Origin of the sequence: Streptomyces sp. NPDC006235 (genome assembly GCF_040613735.1) — a bacterium.
GTDB lineage: Bacteria > Actinomycetota > Actinomycetes > Streptomycetales > Streptomycetaceae > Streptomyces.
On the sequence record NZ_JBEXSR010000020.1, the window covers coordinates 1 to 15373 of the forward strand.

General features: G+C 71.3%; 12 protein-coding genes. 5 read left to right on the plus strand and 7 right to left on the minus strand.

The features are described 5' to 3' along the window. Positions 1-236: 236 nt before the first annotated feature. The gene (locus tag ABZ192_RS23040; protein ID WP_356926329.1) at positions 237-698 is read right to left on the minus strand and encodes a hypothetical protein; all 462 of its coding nucleotides are present in this window, start codon (positions 696-698) and stop codon (positions 237-239) included. A 388-nt stretch (positions 699-1086) separates the two neighbouring features. On the opposite strand from ABZ192_RS23040, the gene ABZ192_RS23045 reads away from it, so the two are divergent. Then, positions 1087-1851, plus strand: a complete 765-nt coding sequence (locus tag ABZ192_RS23045) for a bacterial transcriptional activator domain-containing protein (protein ID WP_356926330.1) — start codon at positions 1087-1089, stop codon at positions 1849-1851. A 26-nt stretch (positions 1852-1877) separates the two neighbouring features. Here ABZ192_RS23045 and ABZ192_RS23050 read toward each other — a convergent pair whose 3' ends face one another. From ABZ192_RS23050 to ABZ192_RS23060, 3 genes are read right to left on the minus strand one after another with little or no spacing between them, the layout of a single operon-like run. Next, positions 1878-2621 (minus strand): N-acetyltransferase, encoded by a 744-nt coding sequence (locus tag ABZ192_RS23050; protein WP_356926331.1) that lies wholly within the window; start codon positions 2619-2621, stop codon positions 1878-1880. A gap of 40 nt (positions 2622-2661) precedes the next feature. Beyond that, the gene (locus ABZ192_RS23055; RefSeq protein ID WP_356926332.1) at positions 2662-3870 is read right to left on the minus strand and encodes an MFS transporter; all 1209 of its coding nucleotides are present in this window, start codon (positions 3868-3870) and stop codon (positions 2662-2664) included. A gap of 35 nt (positions 3871-3905) precedes the next feature. Beyond that, the gene (locus ABZ192_RS23060) at positions 3906-4682 is read right to left on the minus strand and encodes an HNH endonuclease family protein (protein WP_356926333.1); all 777 of its coding nucleotides are present in this window, start codon (positions 4680-4682) and stop codon (positions 3906-3908) included. Positions 4683-4844: 162 nt separating this feature from the next. Here ABZ192_RS23060 and ABZ192_RS23065 point away from each other — a divergent pair, with 162 nt between their 5' ends. The 3 genes from ABZ192_RS23065 (at position 4845) to ABZ192_RS23075 (ending at position 6300) form a co-directional block, all read left to right on the plus strand. Then, positions 4845-5027, plus strand: a complete 183-nt coding sequence (locus ABZ192_RS23065; RefSeq protein WP_356926334.1) for an antitoxin — start codon at positions 4845-4847, stop codon at positions 5025-5027. Positions 5028-5140: 113 nt separating this feature from the next. Next, positions 5141-5902: an SDR family oxidoreductase gene (locus ABZ192_RS23070; protein WP_356926335.1), complete on the plus strand. Its 762-nt coding sequence runs from the start codon at positions 5141-5143 to the stop codon at positions 5900-5902. 26 nt (positions 5903-5928) lie between these two features. Next, positions 5929-6300: a MerR family transcriptional regulator gene (locus tag ABZ192_RS23075; RefSeq protein ID WP_356926450.1), complete on the plus strand. Its 372-nt coding sequence runs from the start codon at positions 5929-5931 to the stop codon at positions 6298-6300. A 13-nt stretch (positions 6301-6313) separates the two neighbouring features. On the opposite strand, the gene mfd is transcribed toward ABZ192_RS23075, so the two are convergent. Continuing rightward, a complete protein-coding gene (gene mfd, locus ABZ192_RS23080) occupies positions 6314-9847 on the minus strand; it encodes a transcription-repair coupling factor (RefSeq protein WP_356926336.1) in 3534 nt (1177 codons plus the stop codon). A 253-nt stretch (positions 9848-10100) separates the two neighbouring features. On the opposite strand from mfd, the gene ABZ192_RS23085 reads away from it, so the two are divergent. Continuing rightward, positions 10101-11540 carry a DUF2079 domain-containing protein gene (locus tag ABZ192_RS23085; RefSeq protein ID WP_356926337.1) on the plus strand — a complete coding sequence of 480 codons (1440 nt, stop codon included), beginning with the start codon at positions 10101-10103 and terminating at the stop codon, positions 11538-11540. Between the two features lie 102 nt (positions 11541-11642). On the opposite strand, the gene ABZ192_RS23090 is transcribed toward ABZ192_RS23085, so the two are convergent. Beyond that, positions 11643-14222 (minus strand): FtsX-like permease family protein, encoded by a 2580-nt coding sequence (locus ABZ192_RS23090; RefSeq protein WP_356926338.1) that lies wholly within the window; start codon positions 14220-14222, stop codon positions 11643-11645. After that, positions 14219-15007 carry an ABC transporter ATP-binding protein gene (locus ABZ192_RS23095; protein WP_354744452.1) on the minus strand — a complete coding sequence of 263 codons (789 nt, stop codon included), beginning with the start codon at positions 15005-15007 and terminating at the stop codon, positions 14219-14221. The genes ABZ192_RS23090 and ABZ192_RS23095 overlap by 4 nt, the downstream gene beginning before the upstream one ends. Positions 15008-15373: the final 366 nt, after the last annotated feature.

The window sequence follows — 15373 nt, forward strand, 5'->3', positions numbered from 1 at the left end:
CCTTCGTGCGAGGGTGGGTGTGCCTCAGCCGTGGTCGGAATCGGCTGGATCGATATCGAGCCGGCCGGGTGACCGGCCGGCACTCTGACCGGCGGTGACGGCCGAGCGGAGCCCCCGCTCCCGCGGCCGCGCGGGTCACCGAGAGCCGGCCGGGTGTCCGGGCGCTGCGACGGTGGTTTCCCGACGCGTGTCCGGACGGGGAAACCCGCTGATCGGGCCCTCGGTCAGCTGGGTCCTCAGCTGACGAAGTCCTTCACAATGGTGTAGACCTCGTAGACCGTGTAGCCGACCTCGATCGCCTTGCGGACCAGCCACGGCACGTACTTCTCGTACGCCTTCTTGAACGCGGTGTAGCCGCTCTTGGCCGCGGCCTTCAGCTTGTTCCAGGCGGTCGAGCCGAGGCCCTTCAGCTTGCCGATGAGCCAGCTGATGCGGCCCTGGGCGGCGAACTCCCCCGTCTCGGCGGCGGCCGAGGCGGTGGTCGAGGCCGTGGTCGAGCCCGTGGCGGCGTGGGTGGAGGTGGCCGGCGTGGCGATCCTCACCTCGGCGGCCGAGGAGACCGCGCGGTGGGTGTCGACCGTCTGCACCTGGGCCACGGAGCGGGCCGGAGCCGGGGTCGCGGCGGTGGCGGCCGGTGCGGCGGCACCGATGAGGGCACCCACGAGCACGGTGCTCGCGATGACGCGGTTCTTGTTCACGGAGTCCTCCATGAGTCAACTGGCAAGCCGTTGCGGCCGGTTGGCCAACGGCTCGCCCAGGCTCACAAGGCCCCGTCTCCGCACTCACCCCGGTGCGCCCCCTGACGATCTCGGACATGGGCACATCATGCAGCGGAGGTGTCTCCCGGGTGTCTCCGCGCTGTTTTCGGGCCAGGTCAGCGCGGCCGGACCCGTCGACGGCCGGATGCGCCGGGAAATCACTTTCGGTCACCGCTGTCCCACGAGCGGTGCCCATATGGCTTGTTCTGTTCGACAGGCCGGTGTTAACTGTCTGGCGCGTGATCGGCAGGCTGACCTCTGTCCCATCACGCGCGGCCCGGTACTTACGAGGACAAGGGCCGGATACGGGGAAACACAGGGGGAACCTTTGCCATACGCATCTCCGTTCGGAGTGGCCTCCGCCCACCCGGACAAGAGCAGGACCGAACCCACCGTGCTGCTGCGTCTGCTGGGTGACGACGGAATCCACCTCGCGGAACACGAATCCCACCGACTGCCGCCGCAGACCGCCGAACTGCTCGCCTACCTGGAACTGCGGGGCGGGCGCAGGGCCCGAAGACCCGCCCTCGTCGGCGCGCTCTGGCCCGACCTGCCGGAGAGCGTCGGACGGCGCAGACTCAGCCGCCTGTTGTGGCGGACGAACCGGAGCCTGCCCTGGGAACTGACGTACACCGAAGGCGAGACGGTGCATCTCACCGACGCGCTGACCAGCGACTGGAGGCTGGCGGAGGAGGCCCTGGAACGCGTCACCCGGCCCGGGGCGCCGCCCCGCGCGCGGGACCTGGAGATGCTGCGGCAGCCGCTGATGTCCGATGTGCGCTCGGCCTGGGCGGAGTTGCACCAGGCCGGCTGGGACGAGCGCAGGTTCCACGCGCTGCGGGAGGCCGGTCACAGTCTCCTGGCCGGCGGCCGTCCCCACGAGGCGGCGGAGACCGCGACGTTCCTGGTGTCCTGGGAGCCGCTCGACGAGCCCAGCCATCTGCTGCTCATGCGGGCGTTCGTGGAGCTCGGAGCCCCCAGCAGGGCCGCCGAGCTGTTCCGGGACCTACGGCGACGGCTGCGCAGGGAGCTGGGCGTCGAGCCCGCCCCCGAACTCGCGGCGGTGGCGGGCCAGCCGGCCTACGGGTCGTAGGGGAGCTCCGGGACGGGCCCGCCCGGTCACAGGGGATGCCGCATCCACACGTTGGGCTCGACGTACACCGCGTAGCCGCGCTCCGGTTCGCAGCGCACCGGCACCAGGGCGCCGGGTACCTCGACGTCGCCCCGGGTGTCGAAGGGCAGCCCGGTCCAGCGGCGCCAGTCCGCCAGTGAGGCGGCCACCGTCATGGACGCCGGTGCCACGGAGTCGATGGTGGCACCGGCCCGGGCGTGGACCCGCAGCCACGGGTCCTGGGGCAGGCCGTCGGGGCGGACCCGGTGGGCGTACTCCTCGATGGGCGTGTGCGGTTCCAGGTGCTTGGCGTTGGGGCGGACCGGGGCGACGACCTCCCGGAAGCCGTGCGCCCGGGCGTTGTCGCGCATGGCCGAGAGCATCAGCGCGGACAGGCCGCGGCCCTGGGCGTGCGGGGCGACGGAGATCGAGATCGCGCTGACGGTGTCGGGGCGGACGCCGCGGCGCAGGTCGGAGAAGGCCCACACGAGGACCGTGTCCCAGCCGTTCCCGGGCAGTCGGCCACGGCCCTCGGCCTGGAGGGCGAAGGGCACGCTGTAGCCGTTCGCGACGATCTCGCCCTGCTCGTCCTCGGCGAACAGGACGTACTGCGGGAGTTCGGTGGCGATCCGCGGGAAGTGCGCGGCACCGACGAGGTCCTGGATCGCGAACTCCGGCCAGCTGTCCGCCATCCCGACGACCCGCTCCAGCATGTCCGGGCGGTCGGCGAGGCTCGATATCTTCGGCTGCATGCGATCACGGTAGGCGTGCGGGGGCGCGGCCGGAACCGAATTACCGCGTGGGGACACGGTCTTCCACCTGCGAAGACCTGGCCTGGCGTGCGGCGATGACCATGACGACCGTGGCCAGCAGGGCGATGCCGGCGCCGACGTAGAGCGGTGAGGTGTAGCCCAGGCCCGCGGTGATGGCCAGGCCTCCGAGCCAGGCGCCGAGGGCGTTGCCGACGTTGGACGCGGACACGTTGGCGCTGGCGGCCAGTGCCGCACCGTGCGCGTGGTCGGTGACACGCGTGATCATCCCGGGCACACTGGCGAACCCCGTCACCCCCATCACGAACACCAGGACGACCGATGCGGTCGCGCTGCCGGCGAGCAGCCCGAACAGGGCCAGTGTGAGGGTGAGTCCGGCCAGGGCGAGGACCAGGGCACGGTCACGGTCGCGGTCGGCCGCGCGCCCGCCGACGATGTTTCCGACGACCAGTCCGACGCCGTAGACCATCAGCAGCCAGGCGACGTCCGCCGGGGCGAAGCCGCTGACCTCGGTGAAGGTGTAGGCGATGTAGCTGAAGGCACCGAACATCCCACCGTAGCCGAGCGCGGTGGCCGTCAACGTCAGCCAGACCTGCCAGGACCGGAAGGCCCGCACCTGCGCCCGCAGGCCGCTGGGCGGCACCGGTTCCCCCTCGGCCGTCCCCGAGGGCGCAGGTGTCCGGCCCGCCCACGCGGGCACCAGCGCGGCGATTCCCGCCAAGGCGAGGACGCCGATCGCGGTCACCGCCCAGAACGCCGCCCGCCAGCCCCAGCGCTCACCGACCAGCGCGCCGAACGGCACGCCCAGCACGTTCGCGACGGTCAGCCCGGCGAACATGACCGCCACGGCCTGGGACTTCTTCTCCGGCACGACCAGACGGCGCGCGACCAGCGAGCCGATGCCGAAGAACGAGCCGTGGCACAGCGCCGCGACGATGCGCCCGAGCAGCATCACCGCGTAGTTCGGCGCGACGGCCGACAGCAGGTTCCCGAGGACGAACAGCGCCACCAGGCCGACCAGGACCTGCTTGCGGGGCAGCCGTGCCGTCGCCGCGGTCAGCGCGATCGCTCCCACCGCGACACTCAGCGCGTATCCGGAGATCAGCCGGCCCGCGGCCGCCTCGGACACCGCGAAGCTCGACGCCACCTGCGGCAGCAGCCCGGCGATGAGGAACTCGGTCAGACCGATGCCGAACCCGCCGAGCGCCAGCGCGACGAGTCCGCTCGGCATCCGGCGCGCTCCGGCCGGGCTTGCCTCATCCGGTTTCAACTGCCGCACTGCTTCAGCATCATCCGCTTGTCCGCCGCCGTGACGGGAAGCTCGTACTTCAGCGACACCTGGGCGAAGCGCACCACGTAGGCGCAGCGGATCCGCTTGTTCGGGGGCAGCCAGGAGGCCGGACCGGAGTCGCCCTTGGAGCCGTTGGTCGGCCCGTCCACCGGGACGAGGTTGAGCGGGTCGTTCGCGATGGCCTCACGCTTGTCCTTCGTCCAGCGCGAGGCGCCCATCTGCCAGTCGTAGGACAGCGGCATGACGTGGTCGATCTGGACCTTCGTCGCACGGGACTTGGTCCACTCGATGACCTTCCCGGTGTACGGGTCGTGCAGCGTCAGCGCCATGACGACGCAGTCCGAGCCCGACCGGAAGCGAAGATCCTCCCCGTCGCGCTTCAGGAGGTCGTTGCGCGAGTCGCACCCGTTGCGGGCGAAGGGGACGTCGGCCGGTGCCGAGTCCATCCAGGCGTAGCCGAACTTGTCCCGTTCGTAGCCCGTCCTGGGCCCGCGTCCCTTCGTCTGAACCTTCTCGATGACGGCACGGGCCCGCGCCTTGTCCTCGGCGGAGGTGATCGCCGCCAGGCCCGGCTTCGTGCCGTCCGGGTTGTCCAGCGGGCTCACGGCCCGTCCGTCACCGGCCGTCGGGACGCCGGACCCCGAGGGCCCACCGCCGTCCGCCGGCGGGGTCAGGCCTTCACAGCCGGCCAGTGCCGGGCCGGCGAACATCATCGCGACGGCCAGTGCCGCCCCGCGCCTCAGACGCCTCACCGTGCGCCCCTCCCCTGCTTGCCTGTTCCGCCTCCGCACGGGCGGCGTGTGCCTGTCCCACCGTAGCGAGGAAGAGGTCCAGACCACATCGGCCCTAAACGGGCATTCCTCGCATGCCGCGCGTATCGTCGGTTCTGAGCCATCCCCGGAGGGAGTTTCTGAATGGGCATCTTCGACAAGTTCAAGAGCCAGGCGCGGAAGGGCAAGCAAGGCTCCGACTCCGCGGAACAGAAGATGAACGAGAGGACCGGCGGCAAGTACGAGGACCAGATCGACGCCGGGCAGCAGCGGGTCGAGGGACAGCTCGGCATGGACCGCGACCGCGAACGGCCCGACCAGCAATAACGCCTCCGCCCTCAGAGGCCGTCCGCGGACAGACACCTCCTGCGGGCGGCTTCGCACGGCCGTGACGCGTTCGCTTGACCTTGACACTGACGTCAGGGTCCGACGATCCCCGCATGGCATCCCCAGATTCGAAGACCCCGCGCACCGTACTCGTCACCGGCGCCGGTACCGGTATCGGCCGGGCCACCGCCCGGGCGTTCGCCGACACGGGCGCACAGGTCGTGGCGGTGGGCCGCCGCGCGGCGCCCCTCGCGGAGACCGCCGCCCACGACCCGGCCCGCATCGGCCCGCTCGTCGCCGACATCACGGCCGACGGCGCTCCCGACAGCATCGTCCGTACGGCACTCGACCGGCACGGCCGCATCGACGTGCTCGTGAACAACGCGGGCATCGTCAACACCCAGTCCCTGCGCACCTACACGCGTGCCGCCGTCGAGCCCGAGCTCGCGACGAACCTCCTCGCTCCCGTCCTGCTCGTGCAGGCCGCGCTTCCGGCACTGGAGGACAGCCGGGGTGTGATCGTGAACGTGACGACGGCCGTCGGGCAGCGCGGCTGGCCGGGCAACTCCCTGTACGCGGCCGGGAAGGCCGCCCTGGAGATACTCACGCGCAGCTGGGCGGTCGAGCTCGCCCCGCTGGGGATCCGGGTCGCCGCCGTGGCGCCGGGCGCGATCGGCACACCGATCGGCGAACACGCGGGCCACACCCCCGAGCAGGCGGCGGCGATCCGCGCGTGGCAGCTCGCACACACACCGCTCGGCCGGATCGGACGCCCCGAGGAAGTGGCGTGGGCCATCACCCAACTGGCCTCGCCGCAGGCCTCATTCGTCACGGGCGTGATCCTTCCGGTGGACGGCGGCGCGGTCGTCACATGAGACTGACGCACATGGCGGAACCACGTATGCGGATCGGCGAACTCGCCGAGGCGACCGGCACGACACCGCGCGCCCTGCGCCACTACGAGCAGGCGGGGCTCATCACCTCCGCACGCGCCGCGAACGGCTACCGCCTGTACGACGCCGGCACGGCCGTCCGCGTCCGCAACGTCCGCCGTCTGCTGGACGTGGGCCTGACGCTCGACGACGTACGGGTGTTCCTGCCGTGCCTGGACGGCGACGTCACGGCCGGGCCCGCCTCCCAGGAGGGGCTCCGGGTCGCCGCCGGCCGTCTCGCGGTGCTGGAGGCGCGCATCGCCGCACAGGTCGAGGTCCGCGACCGGCTGGCGGCTGCCCTGCGCGAGGCCACCGGCGCACGCGTGCGACCGGTGGCCTGACAGGGCGTCAGCGTCAGGATCCCAGTACCGACGTCAGGAACTCCCCGACCCACGCCAGCAGGTCGCGCCCGACCAGCGGCTTGCCGCCGACCTTCGCGGTCTTCGGGCGCGGCACCAGCACCTGGTGGACGGCCGGCTTGATGACGACGCCGGGGTACAGACGCTTGACCCGCAGCTCCTGCGACTCGCGCAACTCCACGGGAGCGAAGCGGATGTTGGTGCCCTGGAGCACGATCTCGCCGACGCCGCACGCCCGGGCGAGCATCCGCAGACCGGCCACGAGCAGCAGGTTCTCCACCGGTTCGGGCAACTTGCCGTAGCGGTCGACGAGTTCCTCGCGTACGGCCTTGATGTCCTCCTCCGTGTTGGCGGAGGCGATGGCGCGGTACGCCTGGAGCCTCAGGCGCTCGCCGGGCGCGTAGTCGTGCGGGACGTGCGCGTCGACGGGCAGCTCGATCTTGACCTCGAGCGGCGGCTCCTCCTCGATCTCGCCGGTCTCCAGCTGGCGCCGGTAGTCGGCGACGGCCTCGCCGACCATCCGCACGTACAGGTCGAAGCCGACGCCCGCGATGTGCCCGGACTGCTCGCCGCCGAGCAGGTTGCCCGCGCCGCGGATCTCCAGGTCCTTCATCGCCACGTACATACCGGCGCCCATCTCCGTGTGCTGGGCGATGGTCGCGAGCCGCTCGTGCGCGGTCTCGGTCAGGGGCTTCTCCGGCGGGTAGAGGAAGTACGCGTACCCGCGCTCGCGGCCCCGGCCCACCCGGCCGCGCAGCTGGTGCAGCTGGGACAGGCCGAAGGTGTCGCCGCGCTCGACGATGAGGGTGTTGGCGTTGGAGATGTCGATGCCGGATTCCACGATGGTCGTGGACACCAGCACGTCGAACTTCTTCTCCCAGAAGTCGACGACGACCTGTTCCAGCGCCTGCTCGGACATCTGGCCGTGGGCGGTGGCGATGCGCGCCTCGGGGACGATCTCGCGCAGCCGGGCGGCGGCCCGGTCGATCGACTCGACGCGGTTGTGGATGTAGAAGACCTGGCCCTCGCGCAGCAGCTCGCGGCGGATGGCGGCGCCGATCTGCTTCTCCTCGTAGGGGCCGACGAAGGTCAGCACCGGGTGGCGCTCCTCCGGCGGGGTGGTGATCGTCGACATCTCGCGGATGCCGGTGACCGCCATCTCCAGGGTCCGGGGGATCGGGGTCGCGGACATGGTCAGCACGTCGACGTTGGCGCGGAGCTTCTTCAGCTGCTCCTTGTGCTCGACGCCGAAGCGCTGCTCCTCGTCGACGATGACCAGGCCCAGGTCCTTGAACTTGGTCTCCGACGAGAACAGGCGGTGGGTGCCGATGACGATGTCCACCGAGCCGTCGCGCAGGCCTTCCAGGACCGCCTTGGCCTCGGTGTCGGTCTGGAAGCGGGACAGTGCCTTCACGTTCACCGGGAACTGCGCGTAGCGCTCGCTGAACGTCCCGAAGTGCTGCTGCACCAGCAGGGTCGTGGGCACCAGGACGGCGACCTGCTTGCCGTCCTGGACGGCCTTGAAGGCGGCCCGGACCGCGATCTCGGTCTTGCCGTAGCCGACGTCACCGCAGATCAGACGGTCCATCGGGACCGACTTCTCCATGTCCTCCTTGACCTCGGCGATGGTGGTGAGCTGGTCGGGCGTCTCCGCGTAGGGGAAGGCGTCCTCCAGTTCGCGCTGCCAGGGGGTGTCCGTGCCGAAGGCGTGGCCGGGGGCCGCCATGCGGGCGCTGTAGAGCTTGATCAGGTCGGCCGCGATCTCCTTGACGGCCTTCTTCGCGCGGGCCTTCGTCTTCGTCCAGTCGGCGCCGCCGAGGCGGTGCAGGGTGGGGGCCTCGCCGCCGACGTACTTGGTGATCTGCTCCAGCTGGTCGGTGGGGATGTACAGGCGGTCGCCGGGCTGGCCGCGCTTGGCGGGCGCGTACTCGACGACCAGGTACTCGCGGGTGGCGCCCTGCACGGTGCGCTGCACCATCTCGATGTAGCGGCCGACGCCGTGCTGCTCGTGGACGATGTAGTCGCCCGGCTCCAGGGTGAGCGGGTCGATGGTCTTGCGGCGGCGGGCCGGCATCCGGGCGCCGTCGCGGCCCGCCGCCCGCTGACCGGTCAGGTCCGTTTCGGTCAGGACGGCGAGTTGGAGGGCCGGGTCGACGAAGCCGTGCTCGATCGAGCCGCACGCCACGTGCACGACCGACGGGGAGATCTCGGCAAGCTCCGAGTCCAGGCGGGCGGCGATGCCCTCGCCGCCCAGCACCTCGACCGTTCGGGCCGCCGGGCCGTGCGCCTCGGTGACGAACACCGTGCGCCAGCCGTCGGCGAGCCAGCCCTTGGTGTCGGCGAGGGCCTTGGCGGTGTCCCCGCGGTAGGTCTCCGGGGCGTGCATCCCCAGCTTCAGGGTGTCCGCGTCCAGTTCCTCGTCCGCGGCGAACGGCGACACCGACCACCACATCATGTCCAGCTCGCGGGCCCGGTCCCGGACGTCGGCGATGGACCACAGGGAGGCCGCGCCGACGTCGATGGGCGCCTCGCCGCCGCCGGCGGTGGCCGCCCAGGAGGCCTGGAGGAACTCCTGCGACGTGGCCACCAGGTCCGACGCGCGCGTGCGGACCCGCTCCGGGTCGCACACGACGGCCATGGAGCCCTTGGGCAGCACGTCGAGCAGCAGCTCCATGTCGTCGACCAGGACCGGCGCGAGGGACTCCATGCCCTCCACCGCGATCCCCTCGGCGATCTTGCCGAGGAGTTCGCCGAGCTCGGGGTGCTCCTCGGCGAGGGCACGCGCCCGCGCGCGGACGTCCTCGGTGAGCAGCAGCTCGCGGCACGGCGGCGCCCACAGGCCGTGCTCGGCGACTTCGAGGGAGCGCTGGTCGGCGACCTTGAAGTAGCGGATCTCCTCGACGTCGTCGCCCCAGAACTCGACGCGCAGGGGGTGTTCCTCGGTGGGCGGGAACACGTCGAGGATGCCGCCGCGCACGGCGAACTCGCCGCGCTTCTCCACGAGCTCCACGCGCGCGTACGCGGCGGCCGCGAGGGCGTCGACGATCTCGTTCAGGTCGGCGGTCTGGCCCGTCCTCAGGGCGACCGGCTCCAGGTCGCCGAGGCCCTTGACCTGCGGCTGGAGCACGGACCGGACGGGCGCGACGACGACGGAGACCGGGCCGGTCTCGGGGTCGTCGGGGCGCGGGTGGGCCAGGCGGCGCAGCACGGCCAGGCGACGGCCGACGGTGTCGCTGCGGGGGCTGAGCCGCTCGTGCGGCAGCGTCTCCCAGGACGGGTACTCCACGATCCCCTCCGGCGGGAGGAGGGAGCGCAGGGCCGCGGCCAGGTCCTCCGCCTCACGGCCCGTCGCCGTCACCGCCAGCACCGGGCGGCCCGTGTCGCGGGCCAGGGCGGCGACCGCGAAGGGGCGGGCCGCCGGGGGACCGACCAGGTCGACATGCATGCGGTTGCCGTCTGCGGCCGCGTTGATCGCTTCCGCGAGGGCGGCGTCCTTGGTTACGGCGTCGAGCAGACCGTGCAGGCTCATTCGGGGATTTTTCCGTCCAGGGGTGGGCAACACGACGGGCCCGACGCGCGCTGCGGGCCGGGGGTCTCCAGCGTACGACGATGCGCGTCCGCGCGGCGGGGCTGTGGACGACCCCTCTTCCGGTCGAGCGAGTGCGGCCGGTCAACTGGGAATCGGCCGCCCAACCTTCACAACATCACCCCCACCCGTTGATTTCGCCACGGCATGATCGGTCCGGTCCCCCGAGCGGTACCCCCCACCCGTAAGGCACGGCATGCCCGCGTCCACCCTCCGGGCCTCAGAGCCCCAGCCCCACATACCGACACCGGTCGGCCTGCCCCGCGACGATCCGCCCCCGGACCGCGCGCGGTGGGACCCGTGGATCCTCGCCGCAGCCCTCTGCGCCGCCTACGCGGCCGTCTCCGTCGGCCGCTACCGGCACATGACGACCCTCTCCTGGGACCTGGGCATCTTCGAGCAGGTCGTGCGGGCGTACGCGCATCTGCGGGCGCCGGTGGCCGACCTCAAGGGGCCGGGGTTCGACATCCTGGGTGACCACTTCAGCCCGGTGACGGCCCTGCTCGCGCCGGTGTACCGGCTGTTTCCCTCGCCGGTCACGCTGCTGGTCGCGCAGGCCGCGCTGTTCGCCCTGTCCGCCGTACCCGTCACCCGCGCCGCCGCCCGCCTCCTCGGCCGGCGCCGCGGTCTGGCGCTCGGTCTCGCCTACGGACTGTCCTGGGGCGTCCAGCGGGCCGTCGACTTCGACTTCCACGAGATCTGCTTCGCCGTCCCGCTGATCGCCTTATCCCTGGAGGCCGTGCTCGCGGAGCGCCGGCGCGCGGCCCTGTACTGGGCGCTTCCCCTGGTGCTGGTGAAGGAGGACCTGGGACTGACCCTGGCGGCGATCGCGCTCGTCGTCGCGTGGCGGGCGCGCGGCTCGTCACCCCGGACGGCTGCGTACGCGCTCGGTGCCGCGGTGTTCGGCCTGGCGGCGACCGTGCTCGTCCTCACGGTGGTCATCCCGGCGTTCAACACCTCCGGCACCTACGACTACTGGAACAAGGTCAGCGAGTCGGGCAGCCCCCTCGACGGTCTCGGCACCAAGCTGCGCACCCTCGCCTGGCTGCTGATCCCCACCACCGGACTGCTCGCCCTGCGGTCCCCGCTGCTGCTGGTGGCCCTGCCGACGCTCGGCTGGCGCTTCCTGTCCGGGGACGAGCACTACTGGGGCACCGACTGGCACTACAGCGCGGTCCTGATGCCGGTCGTCTTCCTCGCCCTGGCCGAAGCCCTCGCGACCGCGCGTACGAGCCCGCGCCCGTGGCTGAGCTCGTACGCCGCCCAGCTGCCGGCCGCCGTCGCCGCGGCGGCGCTGGCACTGACCACCTCGCTGCCGCTGGCGCAGCTCACGGAGGCCGAGGTCTACCGCAAGCCCGCCCCGGTGTCCGGCGTCGAGCGGCTCTTGGCGCGGATCCCCGACGGCGCCACCGTCGAGGCCAACGTCGGCCCGATCAGCCGCCTGACCTCGCGCTGCCGGGTCTTCTGGCTCGGCGGCACCCAGGGCATCACGCCCGGGTACATCGCCCTGGAGAACATCGACGGCAGGTACCGCGACCCCGTGGGCTACGCCCGGCGGCTGCACCCCGGCGCCGACTACGCCGTCGCGGGCAAGGCCAACGGGTACGTCCTCCTGGAGCGGCCGGCGGCGCGCTGACACCGGATGCCGCCGCCCGGTCGCGCACGGGCCCGCCCGGAGGCGAAAACCTCCGGGGCGGGCCCGTCCTCCGCAACCCCCGTGTGCGGTGGTCTTGGCCGGCTATTCGGTCGCGATCGCGTTCAGGACGTTCATCCGGCCCGCCCGGAACGCGGGGATGAGCGCCGCGAACAGTCCCACGAACGCCGAGCTGACGAAGACGCCGATGATCGTCGGCCAGGGGATCTCCAGGACTCCCAGGCCCTCCAGGGCCAGGAGCTGCTGTGCGGTGGCCCCCCAGCCCATGCCCAGTCCGAGTCCCAGCAGGGCGCCGAAGAGGGCGATGACGACCGACTCCATGCGGATCATGCGGCGCAGCTGACGGCGGGAGAGGCCGATCGCCCGCATGAGGCCGATCTCCCGGGTGCGCTCCACCACCGACAGGGCCAGGGTGTTCACCACGCCCAGGATGGCGACGATGATCGCCAGGGCCAGCAGGCCGTAGATCATGTTGAGCAGCTGGCCGATCTGGTCCTTCAGCGATTCCTTGTAGTCGGTCTGGTCGCGCACGGTGTACTGCGGGTAGTCGTGCAGCGCCGACTTCAGGGACTTGTACGCGGCGTCCTGCTGCCCCTCCTTGGCGCTGGCGAAGAGCAGCGAGTCCAGCGGCATCTTGTCGGCCGGGACGTACTTGGCCATCGTGGTGATGGAGGTGTACATCGCGCCCGCGTCGATCACGACGTCACTGCTGGTGATCGCCCGGACCGTCAGGTCGGCCGTGGCGCCGTCCTTGAAGGCGACCTTGATCTTGGAGCCGAGGCTGATGCCGTGGTCCTTGGCGAACTTCTCGTGGACGGACATCGCGTCGGGCTTGTAGGCGTCGGGCAGCTTGCCGGCGACCGTCTCGGTGCGCAGGTCGGTCGCGTACGACGGGTCGGCGGCCGTGATCGCCGTGTCCTTGAGCGTCTTGCCGTCGGGGGTGGTGAAGTCGGCCTTGGTCCACTTGTACTCGGTGACCCGCTCCACGTCCGAGGCCGACTTCGCGGCCTTGACGGCCTGCGGGGTGATCAGCTGGCCGCTGTCGGACTGGATGATGAAGTCCGTGCCGACGGTCTTGTCGAGCTGGTCGGTGGCGGACGCCACCATGGAGGAGCCGACCACGGACAGGCACGCCACCAGGGCGAGGCCGATCATCAGCGCGGCACCCGTCGCACCGGTGCGACGCGGGTTGCGCAGCGCGTTGCGCTCGGCCATGCGGCCGACAGGACCGAACATCCGCAGCAGGACGGCGCCCAGGACACGGACCACGCCGCCGGCGAGCAGCGGGCCGATGACGACGAAGCCGATCAGCGACAGCACCACGCCGAGGCCGAGCCACAGCGAGCCCTCGGTGGCCTTGTCCGCCTGTGCCGTCAGGTACAGGGCGGCACCGCCGGCACCGGTGAGGACCGTGCCGATCACACCGCGGATCCAGCCGGCCCGGGCGTCCGCGGGGGCTCCCGCGTCGCGCAGTGCGGCCATCGGGGAGATCTTGCCGGCGCGCCGGGCGGGCAGGTAGGCGGCCAGGACGGTGACGACGACACCGAGGACGAGGCCGACCACCGGGGTCGTCCAGGCCACCGTCAGGTCGTCGGTGGACAGCTCCATGCCCATCTGGCCCATGAGCTTCATCAGGCCGACGGCGAGGCCGACGCCCGCGCCGACTCCGAGCACCGATCCGACGACGCCGAGCAGCAGCGCCTCGGCCAGCACGGAGCGGTTGACCTGCTTGCGGGAGGAGCCGATCGCCCGCATCAGGCCGATCTCGCGGGTGCGCTGGGCGACCAGCATGGAGAAGGTGTTGATGATCAGGAAGATGCCGACGAGGAAGGCGATCCCGGCGAAGCCGAGCATCGCGTACTTCATGACGTTCATGAAGCCCTCGACGTCCTTCTGGTTGGCGTCGGCGGTCTCCTTGGCGGTCTTCACCTGGAAGCCGGCGCCCAGCTCGGCCGAGACGTTCTTCTTCAGCTGCGCGTCGCTGACGCCGGAGGCCGCGGTGACGTTGACGTTGGTGTAGACGCCGCTCTCACCGACCAGGGCCTGCTGGGCGGTCTTGGTGTCGAGGTAGAAGATCGCCGCCCCGGGGTTGGTGACGGTGAAGTCGGCGATGCCGGAGATCTTCGCGGTGTGCGTGCCGACCGCGGTGATCACGCCGATCTCGTCGCCGAGCTTCAGGTCGTGCTTGTCGGCGGTGTCGGCGTCGACCATGATCTGGTCGGCGCTCTTGGGGGCCGCACCGGAGGTGATCTTCATGGTGCGGGCTTCGTTGCTGTTCCAGCCGCCGACGATGGTCGGGGCGCCGCTGGAGGGCGACAGGCTGTCCTTGTCGGCGTCCACGACGGTCACGGAGGTGGAGAACACCGCGCCCTCGGCGGACTTCACGCCCTGCACCTTGCGGACCTCGCCGAGCACGGAGGCCGGCATGACCGGCGGCTTGCCGTTGTCGGCGGTGGTCTCACCGCTGTCGGAGGCGCCCTTGGCGCTCACCGTCACGTCCGAGGAGGTGGCCGCGAAGAGCTTGTCGAACGTCGTCGACATGGTGTCCGTGAAGACGAGCGTGCCGCAGACGAAGGCCACCGACAGCAGGACGGCCACCGCGGAGAGCGCCATCCGCCCCTTGTGCGCGAAGAAGTTGCGCATCGAGGTCTTCATGACGGTCATGACGTGCGCCCCCGGGCGTCGAAGTCCTTCATGCGGTCGAGGACGGCCTCCGCGGTCGGCTTGTACATCTCGTCGACGATGCGGCCGTCGGCGAGGTACAGCACGCGGTCCGCGTAACTGGCGGCGACCGGGTCGTGGGTGACCATCACGATGGTCTGGCCCAGTTCGTCCACGGACCGGCGCAGGAAGCCGAGCACCTCGGCGCCGGCGCGCGAGTCGAGGTTTCCGGTCGGCTCGTCCCCGAAGATGATCTCGGGCCGGGCGGCGAGCGCCCGCGCCACGGCGACGCGCTGCTGCTGGCCGCCGGACAGCTGGGTGGGCCGGTGCTTGAGCCGGTCGGCGAGCCCGACGGTCTCCACGACCCGTGCCAGCCACTGCTTGTCCGGCTTGCGACCCGCGATGTCCATGGGCAGCGTGATGTTCTCGATGGCATTCAGCGTCGGCAGCAGGTTGAACGCCTGGAAGATGAACCCGATCCGGTCCCGGCGCAGCTGCGTGAGCTTCTTGTCCTTCAGGCCGGTGATCTCGGTCTCGTCGAGGTAGATCTGGCCGCCGGTGACGGTGTCGAGCCCGGCGAGGCAGTGCATCAGCGTGGACTTGCCGGACCCCGAGGGGCCCATGATCGCGGTGAACTGGCCGCGTGCGATGTCCACGTCGACGTGGTCGAGCGCGACGACGCGGGTCTCACCGGTCCCGTACGCCTTCACGACCTGCCGCGCCCGCGCGGCAACGGCCGTACGCCCTCCAGTACCCCCGTGCCTGGGAATGGTCACAGCCGAAGTCACGGTATGTCTCCTATATCGGTCAGCAGATGGTGAAGGCGGTCGCCTGGTCGACAGCCGCTGGTACGCGATGCGGACGAGGAATCCGTCCGACGCGTTTCAGTCTCGCGGTGGGGAGGGGTCCCGCGCCCTGGTGCTCAGCGCAGTCTTTTCCTGTGGAAAACCCCACCCCCGCCGGTGTACAAAGCCGCCCCCCGACGGCGTAAAGCCAGGTTAAGGACCGGCCCCCGCACGTCTCGTCCTCCGCCGGTACGAACCCTCCCCAGGTCGTAGTACGGAGGTACCCCTAGGGGCAGTCCACCGGAGGGTGGAGACCGTCTCAGGGTTCGCTCCACTCGTCGGCTCACTCAGGCTCCACCCTCCCGCTGC